Raw genomic sequence first — 19,687 nt, 5'->3', positions numbered from 1 at the left:
CAAGAAAACTGGTTGTTGGCATGAAGATTCGCGTCGCGCTCGTTTCCGCACTGCTGGCCGTTTCCGGCTGCACGACGCTGGGCAGGAGCCCTGGCTCCACGGTGGCACCGCAGCCGGCCGCCACGCCGCCAAGTGACGGCAAGATCGCGACGACGATCATTTCCGCCATGGGGGGCGGCCTCGTCAGCGGATCGATCGGTACCGGCTTGAGCGATCCCGAAAAGCGCAAGGCGCTGGAAGCGGAATACAGGGCGCTGGAGTACACGGCGAGCGGCCAGAGGGTGACGTGGAAAAGCGATCGGTCGGCGCATTACGGTGAAGTCGTGCCCGCCCAGCCCTATCGTGTCGGCTCGCAGGACTGCCGGCAATACACCCATACGGTCTTTACCGGCGCCGCCGGCGCCACCGCGCGCGGAACCGCTTGCCGCAACGCCGATGGCAGCTGGACGCCACTGACATAACAACCGGCCGGATAGGTCCGGTTGACATCAATCAAGGACATGCGACGCACCTGCCGTCAAAGCGTCGCAGGACGCCTGTGTTGGCAGGGCAGGGCTCTGCCGTTATTGGAAGAAGCATGCTGTTCTGGGTCATAGCTGCCATTCTCACGCTGGGTGCAAGCCTGGCGGTTCTGCTGCCGCTGGCCGGCGGCTCGAAGGGTGGTTCAGCGAGCAGCGATCATGACCTTGAAGTCTATCGCGACCAGTTGTCGGAGCTTGACCTGGACGTGGCGCGTGGCCTGATCCAGCCGGCGGAGGCCGAAGAGGCGCGTGCGGAGATCGCCCGCCGCATCCTTCGACTTGACAATGCCGCCGACAAGTCAGCGGCGCGGCAGCCGTCGATGGCGACCAGGCTGGTTGCGACGGCCGCGGTCCTGGCGGTTCCGCTGGTCAGTTGGGGCTTGTACAGCCAGCTCGGCTCGCCCGATCTGCCGTCGCAGCCGCTCAGCGAGCGACTGGCCAAGAATCCCGCCGACAGTTCGGTGGAGGAACTGGTGGCACGCGCCGAGGCCCACCTTGCCGCGAATCCGTCCGACGGCAGGGGTTGGGACGTTCTGGCGCCGGTCTATCTGCGCATGCAGCGGTTTTCCGACGCGGTGACGGCGTGCCGCAACGCCATTCGCCTCGACGGCGACAGCGCCGCCCGCCAGGCCGGCCTCGGCGAGGCGATCGCCAGCGCAGCGGGCGGCATAGTCTCGGCCGACGCTCAGGCCGCCTTCGAGGCGGCGCTGAAGCTCGATCCGGCAAATCCGAAGGCCAGCTTTTATCTGGCGATGGGCATGGCGCAGGAAGGGCGCACTGAGGAGGCGACAGCTGGCTGGCAGAAAATGCTAGCGGCCTTGCCGCAGGACTCAGCCTGGCGCGGCGCCGTCGAGCAGGCATTGGCCGAATCCGCCAGGCAGAACGTCGCTTCGGGAGTGCCTGCAAAAGGCCCGGACGCCGCGAATGTCGATGCCGCCTCGTCGATGTCGCCGCAGGACAGGGAAGCGATGATCAACACCATGGTCGCGGGACTTGCTGAAAAACTGCGGCAAAACCCACGCGATGCGGAAGGATGGATGCAGCTTATTCGTTCCTATGTCGTGCTGGGCAAGGCCGATCAGGCGCGCGACGCGCTCAATCGCGGTATCGCCGTTTTTGGCTCCGATAGTGACGAAGCCAAGAAATTCACCGCCTTTGCCGTCTCGCTCGGCCTGACGGCGACGGAGTAAAACATGACGCGCAAGCAGAAAAGACTGTCTGTGATCGCCGGAGGGTTGGCCTTCCTCGGTGCCGCCACCGGCCTGACCTTCTACGCGCTCGGCCAGAAGGCCTCCTACTTCTACATGCCCGCCGATCTGACCACCGCAAGCCTGCAGCCTGGGCAACGTATCAGGCTCGGCGGCCTCGTCGAAAAAGGCACGATCGAGCGCGGTCAGGGGGCTACCGTCGCTTTTTCGGTGACCGACAACCAGAAGCAGGTCAAGGTCACCTACACCGGCATTCTTCCCGACCTTTTCCGCGAGGAGCAGGGCGTCATCACTGAAGGCACGTTCCGCCCGGACGGCGTCTTCGTCGCCGACAGCGTGCTGGCCAAGCACGACGAGAACTACATGCCCAAGGAGGTGGCCGACGGCCTCAAGTCCAAGGGCGTGTGGCAGGAGAGCAAGAGTGACTAAGCAGGTTCCGCAACAGTGTCTCACGGTTTTGCGGCAAGAACCTGTGGGAAAACAAAAACCTGGCGGGCGCCACAATGGTTGAAACCGGACATTTCGCGCTGGTCCTGGCGTTCGCGCTGTCTTTGGTGCAGACGCTGGTGCCGATGTTCGGCGCGCGCATGAACAACCAGAAGATGATGGCCGTCGGCGGTCCGGTCGCGGTGACCGGCTTTACCTTGACCGCTCTGTCCTTCGCGGCGTTGGCCATAGCCTATGCAACGTCCGATTTTTCGGTGGCCAACGTCTGGGACAACTCGCATTCGCTGCAGCCGCTGATCTACAAGATCACCGGCACTTGGGGCAATCACGAGGGCTCGATGCTGCTCTGGGTGCTGATCCTGACCTTTTTCGGAGCCCTCGTCGCGGCTTTCGGCAGCAATCTTCCCGCGACCCTTCGAGCCAATGTGCTGGCCGTGCAAGGGGCGATCGGCGCCACCTTTTTCCTGTTCATCCTGGCGACGTCAAACCCGTTCGCCAGGCTCAATCCGGCGCCGATCGAGGGCCGCGATCTCAATCCGATCCTGCAAGATCTCGGCCTCGCCATCCATCCGCCGCTGCTCTATCTCGGCTATGTCGGCTTCTCGATTTGCTTTTCCTTCTCGGTCGCCGCCCTGATCGAAGGCCGCATCGACGCGTCGTGGGCCCGCTGGGTGCGGCCATGGACGCTGGTCGCCTGGATGTTCCTGACCGGCGGCATCGCCATGGGTTCCTACTGGGCCTATTACGAACTTGGCTGGGGTGGTTTCTGGTTCTGGGATCCGGTCGAGAACGCCTCCTTCATGCCTTGGCTGGGGGGCACGGCGCTGCTCCATTCGGCAATCGTCATGGAAAAGCGCTCGGCCCTGAAGATATGGACACTGTTGCTGGCGATCCTGACCTTCTCGCTGTCGCTGCTCGGCACCTTCCTGGTGCGCTCAGGCGTGCTCACTTCCGTCCACGCCTTCGCCACCGATCCGACGCGAGGCGTGTTCATTCTCTGCATCCTGACACTGTTCATCGGCGGATCGTTGGCGTTGTTCGCTCTGCGCGCCTCGAGGTTGACGGCCGGCGGCCTGTTTCATCCGATCTCGCGCGAAGGAGCGCTGGTCCTCAACAACCTGTTCCTGACCACGGCCACTGCCACCGTGCTGATCGGCACATTGTATCCGTTGGCGGTCGAGGCTATTTCAGCCGATAAAATTTCGGTCGGCGCGCCGTTCTTCAACCTGACATTCGGACCGCTGATGGTGCCGCTATTGGTGGTGGTCCCGTTCGGACCACCGCTGGCCTGGAAGCGCGGCGACATCTTCGCCGTCGCCCAGCGCCTGATGGCGGCCTTCGCCGCAGCGCTTCTGGCCGTGCTGGTAACGGCCTTGTTCATCGATGGCGCCTCGGTGTTCGCGGCACTTGGCGTCGGCCTGGCCTTCTGGCTGATCTGCGGCGCGCTCACCGATATTGCCGTCAAGTCCGGCTTCGGCACTGTCGCGCCCGGCGTCATGCTCAGGCGCTTCGCCGGCCTGCCGCGTTCGGTCTTCGGCACCGCACTCGCCCATCTTGGCCTCGGCCTGACGACGCTGGGCATCATCGGCACGCTTTGCTTCGGCACCGAGAAGATCTTGTCGATGCATGCTGGCGAGACCGTGCAACTGTCCGGCCACACGCTGCGCTTCGAAGGGCTCTATCCGGCCCAGGGACCTAACTATAGCGAGGACCGCGGCCGCTTCGCTCTGCTCGGCGCCGATGGAAGCACTACCGCTGTAATCACCTCCGCCAAGCGCTCCTATCCGGTCCGACAGATGACGACGACCGAGGCCGGTATCAAGACGATCGGTTTCAGCCAGCTCTATCTCTCGCTTGGCGACGAGGGGACCGACGGCTCCGTCGTGGTGCGGCTGTGGTGGAAGCCGCTGGTGACGCTGATCTGGGGTGGCGGCCTTGTCATGATGGCGGGTGCCGCGATGTCGCTCATGGACCGGCGCCTGCGCGTCGGGGCACCGTCCCGCCGTCGCAAGTCGGCGGGCGCCGTACCTTCCGCGAGCCTGCTATGACCGCAAGATTTTCACTGGCCTCCCTAGTCTTGCTGCTGACGCTGTTGTTTGCCGGCGCCGCACTTGCGGTGAAGCCCGACGAGGTTCTGGCCGACTCAGCGCTCGAGGCGCGGGCGCGGACGCTTTCGGAGCAGCTGCGCTGCATGGTTTGCCAGAACCAGTCGATCGACGACTCCGATGCCGACCTTGCCCGCGACCTGCGCGTGCTGGTGCGCCAGCGCCTCGTCGCCGGCGACACCGACCGGCAGGTGATAGACTACATCGTTTCCCGCTACGGCGAGTTCGTGCTGTTGAAGCCGCGCTTCAGCCTGCGCAATGCGCTGTTGTGGGGTGCGCCGGTGTTTCTGCTGCTTGCCGGCGGCGCCGTCGTCGTGCTCGGCGCCCGCTCGCGCCGCTCCGCGCCTGCGGCCATGCTCACCGCCGAGGAGAAGGCAGCGTTGGACAAGATGCTGGGCAACTAACTCGGCCATTCCTCCGGCGGCCACTCCCGCGACGTTGCCGGTACATTACAAAAGTTTCATGCACCGGAAATGGCGCCGTAATGTGCGCGCCCCTATTTCTCTTGCCCGAGGATGCCGACCGAAGCGCATCCCTTGAAAGAGGATACGAGACCCATGAATATTGCCCCCAATTCAAATCCCCGCACCCGCAAACGCCTGTTGGCTGCCGCCGCTTCAGTGGCCATTGCCGGCGCGATCGGCTTCGGCGCGGTTGCCACCGGGACAGCCCCGGTCCTGGCCGAGGCGGTGCGTGTCGAGGCACCGCAGGTCCCGAGCTTCGCCGACGTGGTCGAGCGCGTTTCGCCGGCGGTCGTCAGTGTCCGCGTCAAAGCCAAGATAGAAACGACCGCCGACGACGGCTCCGACCTGCCCGACGCCTTCGGTAATCTTCCCGACGATCCGCAATTGCGCCGCTTCTTCAGGGAGTTCCGTGGCTTTGGCGATCAGGATGGCCGGGATGGAATGCGGCGTTTCGGACGCCGTGACCGCCAGCCGCGGCCGGTCGCCCAGGGTTCCGGTTTCTTCATCTCCGAGGATGGCTACCTCGTCACCAACAACCATGTCGTCGGAGACGGCTCGTCCTTCACGGTTGTGATGCATGACGGCAAGGAACTCGACGCCAAGCTGGTCGGCACAGATCCGCGCACCGACCTCGCTGTGCTCAAGGTCGAAGGCGACGGCAAATTCACTTACGTCGACTTCGCCGATGATTCCAAGGTTCGCGTCGGCGACTGGGTCGTGGCAGTCGGCAATCCGTTCGGCCTCGGCGGCACGGTCACCGCCGGCATCGTCTCGGCCCGTGGCCGCGATATCGGCGCCGGCCCCTATGACGACTTCATCCAGATCGACGCCTCGGTGAACCGCGGCAATTCGGGCGGCCCGACCTTCAACCTCAACGGTCAGGTTGTCGGCATCAACACCGCGATCTTCTCGCCGTCCGGCGGCAGCGTCGGCATTGCCTTCGACATTCCCGCCTCGACGGCCAAACAGGTCGTGCAGGATCTGATGAAGGACGGCACCGTCCAGCGCGGCTGGCTTGGCGTCGAGATCCAGCCGGTCACCTCAGAAATCGCCGAATCGCTCGGGCTGAAGTCCGATAAGGGTGCGCTCGTTTCCAGCGCGCAGGAGGATGGTCCCGGCAAGAAGGCCGGCATCACCGCCGGTGACGTCATCACTCAGGTGGACGGCAAGGACGTCGCTTCGCCGAAGGAACTCGCCCGTCTGATCGGCGCCTACCAGCCCGGCAAGCCCGTCGACGTCACGCTGTGGCGTGACGGCAGGAGTGAGACCGTCAAGGTCGATCTCGGCACGCTGCCTTCGAGCGACAAGCAGGCTTCGGCCGACCAGCAGCCTTCCGCTCCGCCAAAGGCCGATACGCTGGCCGATCTCGGTCTCACCGTCACCAGGTCCGACGATGGCAAAGGGCTTGTGGTAACCGATGTCGATCCCGACAGCGATGCCGCCGATCGCGGCATCCAGCCCGGCGACGTCATCACCTCGGTCAATTCGACGGAGGTCAATGGCAGCGACGACGTCGCCAAGGCCATGGCCGATGCGGTGAAGTCGGGCCGCAAGGCGGTGCTGATGCAGATCACCCGCGACGATAGCAACCGCTTCGTCGCGCTGCCTGTCGCCAAGGGCTGACGTCCAAACTTTTCCGGTGCGGCGGCTTCAAACACTCCCGAGCCGCCGCACGGGAAAGCACGGGGCTTGAATACATTCGTTAGTCAGTCATCGTGTTCCGCCCCAGCGGCAGCGGGCGATGCGAGCCCGCTGCCGCTCGAACAAAGCATGACGGCATGCCAACAACAAAGCAGGTCGCCCAAAAGCCCGCCTCGGGCTTGATCCGAGGGTGCCGGCGGCTCGGCGTCAACGACATTCCAAAACAAAGACTTACTGCGTATCCTTGAATCACTTTGTTCGCGATACGCCCTGATGAAGGCCACGATACATATGCCGGCCACTCAATCTTCCAGCGAAATCGCGTATAACGGTCCCATGAAGATTCTCGTCATAGAAGACGATCGCGAAGCGGCCGATTACCTCCAGAAAGCCTTTACCGAGGCCGGACACACCGCCCATGTCGCCGGCGACGGCGAAACCGGCTTCGCGCTCGCTGATTCAGGCGACTATGACGTGATGGTCGTCGACCGCATGCTGCCGCGCCGCGACGGCCTGTCGGTCATCGCCGGTCTGAGATCCAGGGGCAACACGACGCCGGTGCTGATCCTGTCGGCGCTCGGCGAAGTCGACGACCGGGTCACCGGCTTGCGCGCCGGTGGCGACGACTATCTGACCAAGCCCTATGCCTTTTCCGAGCTTCTGGCCCGGGTCGAGGTGCTGAACCGCCGCGCCAGCGCCAGGGAAGCCGAAACCCTCTACCGGGTCGGCGATCTCGAGCTCGACAGGCTCTCTCATTCGGTGCGGCGCGCGGCGCGCGAAATCACGCTGCAGCCGCGCGAGTTCCGCCTGCTGGAATATCTGATGCGCCATGCCGGCCAGGTGGTGACGCGCACCATGCTGCTGGAAAATGTCTGGGACTATCATTTTGATCCGCAGACCAACGTCATCGACGTTCACGTCTCGCGGCTGCGCGGCAAGATCGAGAAGGGCTTCGACAAGCCGATTCTGCACACGGTTCGTGGCGCCGGCTATATGCTCAAGAGCGGGTAGCATGGCTCTTTCCATGCCGTCCATCATGAAGACGACGGCAGCGCGGCTTTCGGCGCTCTATCTCCTGCTGTTCGCCATCTGCGCGGTGCTGCTCGTCTTCTACATGACCTCGCTGTCTGCACGCATGCTGACCGGCCAGACGCAGGAGACTATCAACGACGAAGTGCTCGGCCTCGCCCGGGCCTACCAGCGCGGCGGCTTGCCGCTGCTGGTCCGCGTGGTCGAGCAGCGCTCCCGCCAGCCCGGCGCCAATCTCTATTTGATCGCCGACACCAACGGCCAGATCCTGACCGGAAACGTGCAGAGCCTGGAGCCCGGCGTTCTCGAGGCCGAGGGCTGGACGACAGAGCCGTTTTCCTATCGGCGTTTCGGCGAGGGCGAGCTCGAGCGGCAACGCAACCCGGTCGCTGACCCGAACGAATCCAGCCAGAGCGAAGTCCAGGTCCAAGGCGAGAAGGGCCATAACGCCATTGCCTTGGTGCTGCGCCTGCCGAACCAGATGATCATGCTGGTCGGTCGCGATCTCGGCGAGCCTGAGCGGTTCCGCGCCGTCATCCGCCGCGCCTTGATGCTGGCGCTCGGCATGATGGCGCTCGGCGGGCTCTTGATCTGGTTCTTTGTCGGCCGCGCAGCGCTGAAGCGCATCGACAGCGTATCGGAAGCCAGCCGCCGTATCATGGGCGGTGACCTCTCCGGCCGGCTGCCGGTCACCGGGGCCGGCGATGAGTTCGACCGGCTGTCGGAAAACCTCAATTCCATGCTGGCCAGGATCGCCACGCTGAATGAAGGGCTGAAGCAGGTCTCCGACAACATCGCCCACGATCTGAAGACACCGCTGACCAGGTTGCGCAACCGTGCCGAAGCGACGCTTTCCGGCAAGCACAGCACTACCGACTACCGCCAGGCGCTGGAAGGAACCATCGCCGAGTCCGACCAGCTGATAAAGACCTTCAACGCCATCCTGATGATCTCCAGGCTGGAGGCGGGCTATTCCTCCGAAAGCACCAGCCGGGTCGATCTGGCTGCGGCCGTGCACGATGTCGTCGAGCTCTACGAGCCGGTGGCGGAGGAGGCGGGGGTGACACTCGAGACCTCGGTGCAGGATGGCTTCGCCGTCGACGGCAATCGCGAGCTGATCGGCCAGGCGCTATCGAACATCGTCGACAACGCGATCAAATATTCAACCGACTCGACAGCCAAGCCGACCGTCCGCGTGGCGCTCGATCGCGTCGGCAGGGAAATCAGGCTTTCCGTCACAGACAACGGCCAGGGCATTCCCGACGATGCCGATCGCGCCAGGGCAACCGAGCGTTTCGTGCGGCTGGAGAAAAGCCGCTCGCAGCCGGGTTCCGGCTTGGGCCTCAGCCTCGCCAAGGCAATAATGACATTCCACAATGGACGGCTTGACCTTCTGCCCGCCGATCCCGGATTGTCCGTCGTCATGAGTTTTCCCGAACGGGAGGATCGCTGATGGCGGTGAGGGCGGCTGCGGAACAGACCAACTGGCTTTTGAAGCCGGCCGCAAAGCTCGTCCCCCTGGATCGGAACCGCGCCAGGCGGCAATTGTCGGAAATCGCTTCCGCCGCGCAGGAAGACGGGCTTACCCGGCTCGCGAAATTTCTCGCCGGCAAGGGCGCCAGTCAGGAGTTCCTCGCGGCAGTGTTCGACCTGTCGCCATTCCTGCGCGGCACTGTGCGCCGCCGCCCGCAGATCCTTGATGCGCTTTTCGATGAGACCGTTGAGACCCGGCTGGCCTCGATCGGCGCCGCGTTCGACAAGGCCGCGCAGGCGGAAGGCATCTCTGAAAACAGCCTGATGATGGAGCTGCGGCAATGGAAAGCGGAAGCGCATGTCCTGATCGCGTTGGCCGATCTTTCAGGCGAGGCTGAAACTGCAATCACAGTACGGCGGCTGAGCGGTCTTGCCGACGCCTGCATCCGCGCTGCTGTCGACTTCCTGCTTCGCGACGCGCACGGACAAGGCAAGCTCAAACTGCCGGACCCCGAGGATCCGGCGCGCCGGTCGGGCTGGATCCTGCTCGGCATGGGCAAGCTTGGCGCGCATGAGCTGAACTTCTCCTCCGACATCGACCTCGTCGTTTTCTTCGACCCGCAAGCGCCAGCCGTCGTCGATCCGCTCGATGCGACGGAGCTGTTTTCGCGCCTGACCCGCCGGCTGGTCCGCATTCTCCAGGACCGCACCGAACACGGCTATGTTTTCCGCACCGACCTAAGGCTTCGTCCCGATCCCGGTTCGACGCCGCTGGCGATCCCGGTCGAGGCGGCACTGCGCTACTACGAGGCGCGCGGCCAGAACTGGGAGCGCGCGGCCATGATCAAGGCGCGTCCGGTGGCCGGCGATCTCGCCGCCGGTGCTGCGTTCCTGAAGGACCTCCAGCCCTACATCTGGCGCAAATACATGGACTACGCGGCGATCGCCGACGTCCATTCGATCAAGCGCCAGATCCACGCCCACAAGGGCCACGGCGAGATCGCCGTGAAGGGCCATAACGTCAAGCTCGGCCGCGGCGGCATTCGCGAGATCGAATTTTTCGTCCAGACCCAGCAGCTCATCGCCGGCGGCCGCTTCCCCGAGCTGCGCGGCCGCGAGACCGTGCCGATGCTTGGCCAGCTTGCGGCACGCGGCTGGATTACGGCCGACGCGCGCGACGCGCTCGCTCGGCAATACTGGTTCCTGCGCCGTGTCGAGCATGCCGTCCAGATGGTCGCCGACGAGCAGATCCATATACTGCCGGAAGATGACGAAGGGCTCGAACGCATTGCCTGCATGCTCGGTTTTGCCGATGCGGTGGTCTTTGCCGAGGCCTTCCGCGCCGCACTTCATCAGGTCGAACGTCACTACGCAGCGCTTTTCGAAACCGCGCCCGAGCTTTCGGCCGGCATCGGCAATCTGGTCTTTACCGGCGATGTCGATGACCCCGATACGTTGCAGACCCTGCAGAGACTGGGGTTCCAGCGGGCGAGCGACATCTGCCGGGTTATCCGCGGCTGGCATTTCGGCCGCTATCGCGTCACCCAGTCGGCCGAGGCGCGCGAGCGGCTGACCGAACTCACGCCGGCGCTGCTGCAATCCTTCGGTCAGACGCGCCGGGCGGACGAGGCGTTGATGCGCTTCGACGAATTCCTCGCCGGCCTGCCCGCCGGCATCCAGCTCTTCTCGCTGCTCCAGTCCAATCCGGCTCTGCTGAAGCTGCTGGCGACGATCATGGGCGCGGCCCCCCGGCTGGCCGCTATCATCACACGCCGGCCGCACGTGTTCGACGGTCTGCTGGATCCAGCCCTTTTGACCGAACTGCCGGACCGCGCCTATCTGTCCGGCCGTCTCGCCGCCTTACTCGAAGACGACAGGGCCTATGAGGACGTGCTCGACCGCTTGCGCATCTTTGCGTCCGAGCAAAAATTCCTGATCGGCGTCCGGCTGCTTGCCGGCTCGATCGATCCGACCCGCGCCGGCCGCGCCTTTTCCGATCTGGCCGATCTCACCATCGACGCGGCGCTGCAGGTGGTCATCGCCGAGTTCGCGCTGCGCCACGGTCGCATCGCCGGCGGCACCGTTGCGCTGCTCGGCATGGGCAAGCTCGGCAGCCGCGAATTGACGGCCGGCTCCGACGTCGACCTTATCCTGCTCTATGATCACGACACCGATGCCGAAGAATCCGATGGCGACAAGCCGCTGGCCCCATCCCACTATTACAGCAGGATGACGCAGCGGCTGATATCAGCCGTGTCCGCGCCGACCGCCGAGGGCGTTCTCTACGAGCTCGACCTTCGCTTGCGGCCGTCCGGCAACAAGGGGCCGGTGGCGACCCATGTCGATGCCTTCAAGAAATACCAGCGCAAGGACGCCTGGACATGGGAACACATGGCGCTGTCCAGGGCTCGCGCGATCGGTGGCGATCAAGCGCTGTGCACCGAGGCCGAGGCCGAGGTGGCGGCGGTGCTTGCCCTGCCGCGCGACAGCGCCAAGGTGATAGCCGAGGCGTCCGAGATGCGTACGATGATCGAGAAGGAGAAGCCGCCACGCGATCTCTGGGACATCAAGCTGATTCCGGGCGGTCTCATCGATCTCGAATTCATCGCGCAGGTGGCGGTGATCACGGGAAAGGTCGAAGCCGGCCGCCGAATCACCGGGACGGCGGAAGTCCTGTCGAGGCTGGCGCCGGATTTCGCTGAGGTCCAGGTCAGGCAAGAGCTTTGCGATGCTTATGCGCTTTATCTGGCGCTGACCCAGATGACGCGGCTCTGCATCACCGGCGTATTCGAACGGGACGACGTTCCGCCGGGGCTTTCGGATCTGCTTCTGGCGGTTACCGACCTGCCGGATTTCGGAGTGCTGGAAGCGCACCTCAAGGAGACATCGCAAAAGGTCAGAAAGGATTTCGACCTTTTGCTTCGTGCGAAACGATCATGACGTCGCAACGCCAAACGGCTGTTTCGAAAAGCATCGGGGGCGCTGTCCATTCGGCGTTTCCGAAAGTTTCCAACCACTTCACGACAACAGAGCGTCAGGCGGCGGCCCTGACCGGCTGCGTCGACTTCTTGATCGGAATGCGCACCGACACGATCGTGCCGGTGCCTTCGGTGGAGCGGATTTTCAAGGCGCCGCCCTGAAGCTCGGCCAACGAGCGTGAGATGGCAAGGCCAAGGCCGGAACCGGCATGGCTCTTGGAAAACTGGTTCTGCACCTGTTCGAACGGCCGCCCGAGCTTGCTCAGCGCCTCCTTGGGGATGCCGCAGCCATTGTCTTCGATCGTCAGGACCAGAGCGCTGGACGTGTTGCGGGCCCTTACCGCAATGCGGCCGCCCTGGCCGGTGAATTTCACCGCATTCGACAGCAGGTTTATGATGATCTGCTTGATCGCCCGGCGGTCGGCGAACAGCGTCAATGAATCGGGGATGCGCGTTTCGACGGTGATCGACTTTTCCGCTGCCTGCAGCGAGATGACGCGCACCGTTTCCCTCATAAGCGGACAGAGGTCGATTTCCTCCTGATCCATCGAGAACTGGCCGGCCTCGATCTTCGACATATCGAGGATGTCGTTGATGACGCCCAGAAGATATTTGCCGCTGCCGTTGATGTCGGTGGCATATTCCTCGTAGCGCGGCGAACCCAAGGGCCCGAACAGCGCCTGTTCCATCAGCTCCGAGAAGCCGATAATCGCGTTGAGCGGCGTTCGCAATTCATGCGACATGTTGGCCAGGAACTCGGATTTGGCCCGGTTCGCCGCCTCGGCGCGCTCGGTTTCCTTCATGTATTTGCGATTGAGATCGACCAGTTCGCGCGACCGCTCTTCCTCCGCCCGGCGGGCAAGGCTGAGATCGTGGATCGTCGCCATCAGCCGGCGCTCGCTGTCGACCAGCTTCTCCTGGTGCAGCTTGATCTGGGTGATGTCGGAGCCGACCGAGACGGTGCCGCCGTCCCTGGTCCGCAGCTCGTTCACCTGCAGCCAACGGCCATCGGCAAGCTGCCGCTCGAAGGTCACGCCGCCTTGCTGCCCGTTGGTGTTGGCAAGCCGGCGCTCCGAAGCGAAGGCAAGCATGCGATCTTCGAGAACGGCGCGCGAGGCACCTGGCATCACGTCGCGATCCGACAGACCGTTGTCCTGCTGGTACTTGGAATTGCACATGATCAGGCGCTGGGCGGAATCCCAGAGCACGAAGGACTCGTTGATGTTTTCGATGGCCGTTCGCAGGCGAAGATCCGCGGCCTCGGAGCGCAGCGCCAGGTGCCGCTGCTCGGTGACGTCAACGGCGATGCCGATCAGCTGGATCTCCGGCGCTTCCGGATCGATCACCTGCGCCCTTGCGCGCATCCACACCCATTGTCCGTCGGCATGGCGCATCCGGAACACCTGGTCGATGTGATCGATCTCGCGGGCGACGATCCTGTTGGCGAGTTGGAACAGGTCGCCGTCCTCGGGATGGATGATCTCGTCGACCTCGCCGAACGACAGCATTGCGTTGCAGGGCTCATAGCCCAGCATGTCGTACATCGAGCGCGACCAGTACATCTTGCCGCGCACCATGTCCCAGTCCCACAGGCCGCAGCGGCCGCGCACCAGCGCCATGTCGATGCGCTGGTGCGCTTCGAGATAAATGCGGTCGGCGGCCAGGGCGCGCGCCGCCTGACCGAAATAGGCGTAGAGGATGACGATCAGCACGCCGGCTGTCAGCACGAACAGCGTGACGTTGAGCGAAACGGTCTTGCGCCAGGTGTCGAAGACCGCATCCTGCGGAACGAGCGCTGCGGCAGCACCGTTCCTGCCGTTTGTCAGGCTCACCGCCGCATACCAGTCCAGGCCGCCGATTCTGACCTCCATTACCCCGGCGCGGTCGCCGAACATGAACAGCGGCTGACCGCCCTGGGCGATGGCGTCGAGCGACCGCCCTTCCCAGCCCGTCGATTGCGGTGTCACGGCAACGATCTTGAACGCGCTGTCGGTGACCGCAAGCACGTGGCTTCGGCCCATCGCGCCCTGACGGCTGATGCCCTCCAACAGGTCCTGCGTCGCGCCAGGCGTTGAGCCCAAGGTCGCATCCACGCTAATCGAACTGGCCAGTTGGCCCGCCGCGAGCGAGAGGATCGCCTTGGCGTCGCGTTCCACGTCGTCACGCTCGTTCATCAGCGACAGGAACCGCAGCGCCGCGATGACGACCAGGAAAATGATGATGAGGGCCGGTATCGATCGGCGCAACAATGGCTCGGCTGCCAGAAGCCGTCGGTAGGCGGGTTCGGCGATGAGCCGCGCGTTGCCGGCGAGACCATCGCTTCTCGCCTCACGCCGCTCAAAAGCTGTCCCTCCGGGCGCGCCCCACGCGTCCGCCTTCGCCATAAATGGCTCTCCCCGATTTTAAATCTGCTTGATGATCCGGCGACGCCGCACTTCCGAATCTTCAGCTAAAGAATCAAAGGTGATTCGGCTTGTCCATAGGCGCGGCGAAAAAAGATTAAAAATCGACTAAAATAGTTCGGCGCCGACTCTCCCTTGAGGGGAGAGGTGGCCCGTAGGGCCGGGAGGGGTCCCCGGCGAAGCGCTCCACCTTTTAAATCAAAGGTCGGGGCTGGTGGCGTCGGTCGAGGCCGCGTACTGCCGCAGCGACCCACCCGTCCATCCGCCTTCGGCGGCTGTCCACCCTCCCTCAAGGGGAACCCTCACGCCAGCGTGCGCTCGACGATGTCCCGCAAATCGGCCGATAGATTCTCGACATTGGAGATCGAAAGCAGCGCTTCCCTTGCCTTGGCCTGCCGGGCAGGTTCGAGCGAGCGCCATGATCTGAGTGCTGTCGCCAGCCGGGCGGCCAACTGTGGATTGCGCTTTTCGACATGCAGGACCGTTTCGACGAAAAACCTGTAGCCTTCGCCGTCGGCCCGATGGAAGCCGGTCTGGTTGGCGCTGGAAAACGTGCCGACGAGCGAGCGCACCCGGTTCGGGTTGGCCATCGAGAAGGCCGGATGGTTGGTCAGGGCGCGCACCGCGTAAATGGTTTGCGGGCCGGGCACGCTGGCCTGGATCTGGAACCATTTGTCCATCACCAGCGGATCGGTCGTATATTTCGCTTCGAAGTCGGCCAGCGCCTTGACCGTCTCGGGCGAACCGCTGTGGCGGAGCGCAAGCACGGTCAGTGCGGCGGCGCGGTCCGTCATGTTGGTCGCGGACTGGAAATGCCGGGCCGCAAGCGCCGCACCTCCCGGCAGCAGCGAGAGATAGTCGAGCAGGATGTTGCGTAGCGCGCGGCGCCCGGCGCTCGCCGCATCCGGACTGAAAGCGTCCTTGTCGGCCAGTCGATGGTAGAGGTCGGAGAATATCTCGCCGTTCGCCTCGGCGATCGCGGCCGTCAGCGCCTCGCGGGCGGAGAAGATGGCATCGGGATCGATGTTCTTGCCGATGTCGCGGGCGATATCGGCTTCGCTCGGAAGCGCCACAGCCAGCGCCCGATAGGCTGGTTCGAGTGTCTCGTCGCCGGCTATTTTGCCGGCAAGCCCGGTCAACCGTGATGCGAAACCAGGCTGCTGGCCGTCAAGGACCTGGCGGAAGGCTGATATCAGCGCCTCGGTCAAAAGCGTGTTGAACGCCTGCCAGCGCGAGAAGGTATCGTTGTCATGGCCGGCAAGGAAGAACTGATCGTCGGCCTTCTGCTCGACGGAAAGCGTCACCGGCGCCGAAAAGCCGCGATTGAGCGACATCGCCGGGCGCTCGCCAACGCCCGAGAAGCGAACCATGTGCCGGCGCTTGCGGATATGGATGACGCCGTCCTCGACGCTGGCGCCCTCGACGCCGCTATAGGCTATCGCTTTGCCGTCGGTGCCGACCAGGCTGAAGGCAAGCGGAATATGCATCAGCCGCTTGCGGCTTTCGGACGGCGTCGGCGGCACCGACTGCTCGATCTCGAGCGTGAACTCCTGCGCTGCCGCATTGTGTGTCGAACTGATCGTCAGACTGGGCGTGCCCGCCTGATGGTACCAGAGCGAAAATTGCGAGAGGTCGCGGCCGGACACATCTTCGAACACCTTGATGAAGTCCTCGATCGTCGCAGCCTCGCCGTCATGACGCTCGAAATAGAGATCCATGCCGGCCCGGAACGTCTCGCTGCCGAGAATGGTGCGGATCATGCGCACCACTTCCGAGCCCTTTTCATAGACTGTCGCCGTGTAGAAATTGTTGATTTCGCGGTAGCGGCGCGGCCGCACAGGATGCGCCAGCGGTCCCTGGTCTTCGGGAAACTGATGTGCCCGCAATGTCCGCACTTCGGCAATGCGTTTCACCGCTCGCGAGCGCTGGTCGGCTGAGAATTCGTGATCGCGGAAAACCGTCAGCCCTTCCTTCAGGCAAAGCTGGAACCAGTCGCGGCAAGTGATTCTGTTGCCAGTCCAATTGTGGAAATACTCATGCGCGATGATCGCTTCGATATTGGCGAAATCGGCGTCTGTTGCGGTCTCCTGATCGGCCAGTACATACTTGTCGTTGAAGATGTTGAGGCCCTTGTTCTCCATCGCGCCCATGTTGAAGTCGGACACGGCGACGATGTTGAAGACGTCGAGATCGTATTCGCGGCCGAACGCCTCCTCGTCCCATTTCATCGACCGTTTCAGGGCGTCCATGGCATAGCCGGCGAGCCCCTCCTTGCCCGGCTCGACATAGATGCCGAGCTCGACCTTCCGGCCAGACAACGTGACGAAGCTGTCCGCGACCTTGCCGAGAGCGCCCGCCACCAGGGCGAACAGATAGGACGGCTTGGGGAAGGGGTCGTGCCAGACTGCGTAATGCCAGCCGTCGGCAAGTTCGCCGCTTCCAGCCGGGTTGCCGTTGGAAAGAAGCAGTGGCGCCTCGTGGTGCCGCGCCTCGATGCGAACCGTATAGACGGACAGGATATCGGGGCGATCGAGAAAATAGGTGATGCGCCGAAAACCCTCGGCCTCGCATTGCGTGCAATAGACGTTGCTGGAGCGATAGAGGCCCATCAGGGCTTCGTTGTGCGCCGGCGCCAGCTCGGTTTCGATCAGGAGCTGGAAGCGGGATGCTGCGGGCGGCGTGGTGATCGTCAGTTGATCGGGCGTAGCAAAAAAATCAGTCGGCGCGAGTGTCCGGCCGTCGATTGCGATGTGGCTGAGCGTCAATCCATCGCCGTCCAGCACCAGCGGCACTGACGCCGCGATACCGTCGCGGCGTTCGACCGTCAGCACGGCGATGACGCGCGTGGCTTCTGGTGACAGGCGGAAAGTCAGGCCGGTTTCCGGAATGAGATAATCGGTGGGGCGATAGTCTTCGAGCTTGAAGACCTGGCCGGTGTCCGTGCGCATTCCGTGGGGTTTCCCTGTCGATTCCCGCAGCGGCAGGTGGTCCGCTGGTCCAAGAAATTTGAAGCACGCGCTCTTTACACGAAACCGTCACTCGACAAAACTGGCGCAGCGCCTATTTCAGGCACTCGTTTTCCAATCATCATCGCGAGGCATCTATGACCGTCGTCACACCGAAATTCGGCATGGGCGCCTCTGTGCTGCGTGGTGAAGACCAGGCCTTCCTGAAAGGTCTCGGTCGCTACACGGACGACATCCAGCCGGCCGGCCTCCTGCACGGTTACGTCCTGCGCTCGCCGGTGGCCAAGGCAAGCTTCACCGTCGGTTCGACCGAGGCGGCCAAGGCAGCACCTGGCGTCCATCTGGTACTGACTGGTGCGGATCTTGCTCATATCGGCAAGCTGAAATCCGGCGTCATGCAGAGGCAGCCGGACGGCACCAAGGCGCCGACCCGCGACATTCCGGTCCTTTGCCGCGACCGGGTCAATTATGTCGGCGACGCCGTCGCGTTCGTCGTCGCCGACAGCCGCGCCCTGGCGCAGGACGCGGCCGAGCTGATCGAAGTCGATTACGAGGCCGAGGATGCCGCGTCCGGCACCGCCACGGCGCTTGACGAAGGCACGCCGCTGGTCTGGCCGGAACTCGGCTCGAACCGCGCCTTCAGCTACCACATCGGCGACCAGGCGAAGACAGCGGCGGCATTCGCCAGGGCGGCGCATGTCACCCGCATCGAATTCATCAACAACCGGCTGGTCTGCAACTACATCGAGCCGCGCTCGGCGATCGGCGAGTGGAACACGCAAGAGAACCGCTTCGTGCTGACCACGGGCTCGCAGGGCGTGCATTCCATGCAGTACATCCTGGCCGATGTGTTCAAGATCAAAAAGAACCAGCTGCGCGTCATCACGCCTGATGTCGGCGGCGGCTTCGGACCGAAAAGCTTCGTCTATCGCGAACATCCGCTGGTGCTCGAGGCCGCCAGGCGCCTTGGCCGCCCGGTGAAATGGGCCGGCGACCGCACCGAGCATTTCCTCACCGATGCGCAAGGCCGCGACAATGTCGTGACCGCCGAGATGGCAATGGACAAGGACGGCCGCTTCCTCGGCATGAAGGTCGATCTTCTCGCCAATATCGGCGCCTATGTCTCGCAATACGGCCCGTTCATCCCCTATATCGGCGTCACCATGTCGACCGGCGTCTACGACATCCAGGCGCTCGATGTTTCGGTGACCGGCCTCTACACCAATACCTGCCCGGTCGATGCGTATCGCGGCGCCGGCCGTCCGGAAGCGGCATTCCTCCTGGAAAAGCTCGTCGACGCCTGCGCCCACGATCTGGGCTTGCCAGTCGAAGAGATCCGCCGGCGCAATTTCATTCGGCCTGAGCAGTTTCCCTATCGCACGCAGACGGACCGCCTCTATGATACCGGCGAATTCGCAGGCCATATGGACCGCGCCATCGAAGAGGCGGAGTGGCAGGCGTTTCCGGAGCGGCTGGCGCAGTCGAAGGTGGCCGGCAAGATCCGCGGCATCGGCATGGCGACCTATATCGAGGCCTGTGCCTTTGCGGGCTCTGAACCGGCCTTTGTCGAATTGAACGGCGACGGCACGGTGACGCTGAAGATCGGCACCCAGACCAACGGGCAGGGGCATGCGACCGCCTATGCGCAATTCCTCTCGGAAAAGCTTCATCTCGACATCGGCAAGATTCATGTCCGCCAGGGCGACACCGACGAGCTGAAGGCCGGCGGCGGCACCGGCGGCTCGCGCTCCATACCCCTTGGCGGTGTATCAGCTTCTCGCGCGGGCGAGGATCTGGCCAACAAGATCAAGCGCATCGCAGCGGATGAGCTGGAAGCGTCGGCCGACGACATCGAATTGTCCAACGGCGCTGCCCGCATCGTCGGCACCGACCGCATGATCGATTTTTCGGCCATCGCCAAGGCCGCCAAGAACCCGGACGATCTCAAGGGCTTTGGCGAATTCGTGCAGGACGAATGCACCTATCCGAACGGCACCCACATCTGCGAGGTCGAGATTGATCCCGACACCGGCATGACGGAGATTGTCCGCTATACGATCGTCGACGATTTCGGCGTCACCGTGAACCCGATCCTGCTGGCTGGCCAGGTGCATGGCGGTGTCGTCCAGGGCATCGGGCAGGCGCTGACCGAGAACACGGTCTATGACCAAGACGGGCAGTTGTTGACGGCGAGCTTCATGGACTATGCCATGCCGCGCGCCGACGATTTGCCGTTCTTCCATTTCGAGACCCGCAACGTGCCCTCGACCACCAATGCACTGGGCATCAAGGGAGCAGGCGAGGCGGGCACGATCGGAGCAACGCCGGCCGCGCTCAACGCGGTGACGGATGCGCTCTATCGCGCCTACGGTATCAGACATATCGACATGCCGGCGACGCCGGCGCGCATCTGGGCAGCGATCCAGGAAGCAGCTGCTAAGTGAACCCGACGG

At 63.7% G+C, this 19,687-nt stretch carries 12 protein-coding genes; 10 read left to right on the top strand and 2 right to left on the bottom strand.

The features are described 5' to 3' along the window. The first annotated feature begins 20 nt into the window (after positions 1-20). The 9 genes from EOA78_RS01670 to EOA78_RS01630 all read left to right on the top strand — a co-directional run bounded on the left by EOA78_RS01670 (position 21) and on the right by EOA78_RS01630 (position 11,828). On the top strand, positions 21-461 hold the full coding sequence (locus EOA78_RS01670; protein ID WP_127313583.1) for a hypothetical protein: 441 nt from the start codon (positions 21-23) through the stop codon (positions 459-461). A 116-nt stretch (positions 462-577) separates the two neighbouring features. Further along, entirely contained in the window at positions 578-1,711 is a 1,134-nt protein-coding gene (ccmI, locus tag EOA78_RS01665; RefSeq protein WP_127313582.1) for a c-type cytochrome biogenesis protein CcmI, read from the top strand. A 3-nt stretch (positions 1,712-1,714) separates the two neighbouring features. Then, complete coding sequence (ccmE, locus tag EOA78_RS01660) at positions 1,715-2,158, top strand: cytochrome c maturation protein CcmE (RefSeq protein ID WP_065010432.1); 444 nt, start codon at positions 1,715-1,717, stop codon at positions 2,156-2,158. 74 nt (positions 2,159-2,232) lie between these two features. After that, positions 2,233-4,224, top strand: coding sequence for a heme lyase CcmF/NrfE family subunit (locus EOA78_RS01655; protein WP_127313581.1), 1,992 nt, complete (start codon positions 2,233-2,235; stop codon positions 4,222-4,224). After that, on the top strand, positions 4,221-4,685 hold the full coding sequence (locus tag EOA78_RS01650; RefSeq protein WP_127313580.1) for a cytochrome c-type biogenesis protein: 465 nt from the start codon (positions 4,221-4,223) through the stop codon (positions 4,683-4,685). Before EOA78_RS01655 ends, EOA78_RS01650 begins: the two co-directional genes overlap by 4 nt. 153 nt (positions 4,686-4,838) lie before the next feature. Beyond that, positions 4,839-6,368 carry a Do family serine endopeptidase gene (locus EOA78_RS01645; protein ID WP_127313579.1) on the top strand — a complete coding sequence of 510 codons (1,530 nt, stop codon included), beginning with the start codon at positions 4,839-4,841 and terminating at the stop codon, positions 6,366-6,368. 354 nt (positions 6,369-6,722) lie between these two features. Then, positions 6,723-7,397, top strand: coding sequence for a response regulator transcription factor (locus EOA78_RS01640; protein ID WP_029354580.1), 675 nt, complete (start codon positions 6,723-6,725; stop codon positions 7,395-7,397). A 1-nt stretch (position 7,398) separates the two neighbouring features. Further along, on the top strand, positions 7,399-8,868 hold the full coding sequence (locus EOA78_RS01635; protein WP_127313578.1) for an ATP-binding protein: 1,470 nt from the start codon (positions 7,399-7,401) through the stop codon (positions 8,866-8,868). Beyond that, a complete protein-coding gene (locus EOA78_RS01630; RefSeq protein WP_127313577.1) occupies positions 8,868-11,828 on the top strand; it encodes a bifunctional [glutamine synthetase] adenylyltransferase/[glutamine synthetase]-adenylyl-L-tyrosine phosphorylase in 2,961 nt (986 codons plus the stop codon). The genes EOA78_RS01635 and EOA78_RS01630 overlap by 1 nt, the downstream gene beginning before the upstream one ends. Positions 11,829-11,922: 94 nt before the next feature. Here the strand turns inward: EOA78_RS01630 and EOA78_RS01625 are convergent, their stop codons facing one another. Beyond that, positions 11,923-14,250 (bottom strand): PAS domain-containing sensor histidine kinase, encoded by a 2,328-nt coding sequence (locus EOA78_RS01625; protein ID WP_127313576.1) that lies wholly within the window; start codon positions 14,248-14,250, stop codon positions 11,923-11,925. Between the two features lie 320 nt (positions 14,251-14,570). Beyond that, the gene (pepN, locus tag EOA78_RS01620; protein ID WP_127313575.1) at positions 14,571-17,216 is read right to left on the bottom strand and encodes an aminopeptidase N; all 2,646 of its coding nucleotides are present in this window, start codon (positions 17,214-17,216) and stop codon (positions 14,571-14,573) included. A gap of 155 nt (positions 17,217-17,371) precedes the next feature. Between pepN and EOA78_RS01615 the strand changes: the two genes are divergently transcribed. Then, a complete protein-coding gene (locus EOA78_RS01615; RefSeq protein WP_127313574.1) occupies positions 17,372-19,678 on the top strand; it encodes a xanthine dehydrogenase family protein molybdopterin-binding subunit in 2,307 nt (768 codons plus the stop codon). Positions 19,679-19,687 lie beyond the last annotated feature (9 nt).

The organism is Mesorhizobium sp. M5C.F.Cr.IN.023.01.1.1, from assembly GCF_003997585.1.
Lineage (GTDB): Bacteria > Pseudomonadota > Alphaproteobacteria > Rhizobiales > Rhizobiaceae > Mesorhizobium > Mesorhizobium wenxiniae.
The sequence above is the reverse complement of the archived record's forward strand: the minus strand, read 5'-3'. Positions and strand labels throughout refer to the sequence as shown.

What these genes read in the sequence shown, in the direction of transcription:
- EOA78_RS01670 (WP_127313583.1), top strand. Translation starts at nt 21, where the DNA reads ATGAAGATTCGCGTCGCGCTCGTTTCCGCACTGCTGGCCGTTTCCGGC.
- ccmI (WP_127313582.1), top strand. Translation starts at nt 578, where the DNA reads ATGCTGTTCTGGGTCATAGCTGCCATTCTCACGCTGGGTGCAAGCCTG.
- ccmE (WP_065010432.1), top strand. Translation starts at nt 1,715, where the DNA reads ATGACGCGCAAGCAGAAAAGACTGTCTGTGATCGCCGGAGGGTTGGCC.
- EOA78_RS01655 (WP_127313581.1), top strand. Translation starts at nt 2,233, where the DNA reads ATGGTTGAAACCGGACATTTCGCGCTGGTCCTGGCGTTCGCGCTGTCT.
- EOA78_RS01650 (WP_127313580.1), top strand. Translation starts at nt 4,221, where the DNA reads ATGACCGCAAGATTTTCACTGGCCTCCCTAGTCTTGCTGCTGACGCTG.
- EOA78_RS01645 (WP_127313579.1), top strand. Translation starts at nt 4,839, where the DNA reads ATGAATATTGCCCCCAATTCAAATCCCCGCACCCGCAAACGCCTGTTG.
- EOA78_RS01640 (WP_029354580.1), top strand. Translation starts at nt 6,723, where the DNA reads ATGAAGATTCTCGTCATAGAAGACGATCGCGAAGCGGCCGATTACCTC.
- EOA78_RS01635 (WP_127313578.1), top strand. Translation starts at nt 7,399, where the DNA reads ATGGCTCTTTCCATGCCGTCCATCATGAAGACGACGGCAGCGCGGCTT.
- EOA78_RS01630 (WP_127313577.1), top strand. Translation starts at nt 8,868, where the DNA reads ATGGCGGTGAGGGCGGCTGCGGAACAGACCAACTGGCTTTTGAAGCCG.
- EOA78_RS01625 (WP_127313576.1), bottom strand. Translation starts at nt 14,250, where the DNA reads ATGGCGAAGGCGGACGCGTGGGGCGCGCCCGGAGGGACAGCTTTTGAG.
- pepN (WP_127313575.1), bottom strand. Translation starts at nt 17,216, where the DNA reads ATGCGCACGGACACCGGCCAGGTCTTCAAGCTCGAAGACTATCGCCCC.
- EOA78_RS01615 (WP_127313574.1), top strand. Translation starts at nt 17,372, where the DNA reads ATGACCGTCGTCACACCGAAATTCGGCATGGGCGCCTCTGTGCTGCGT.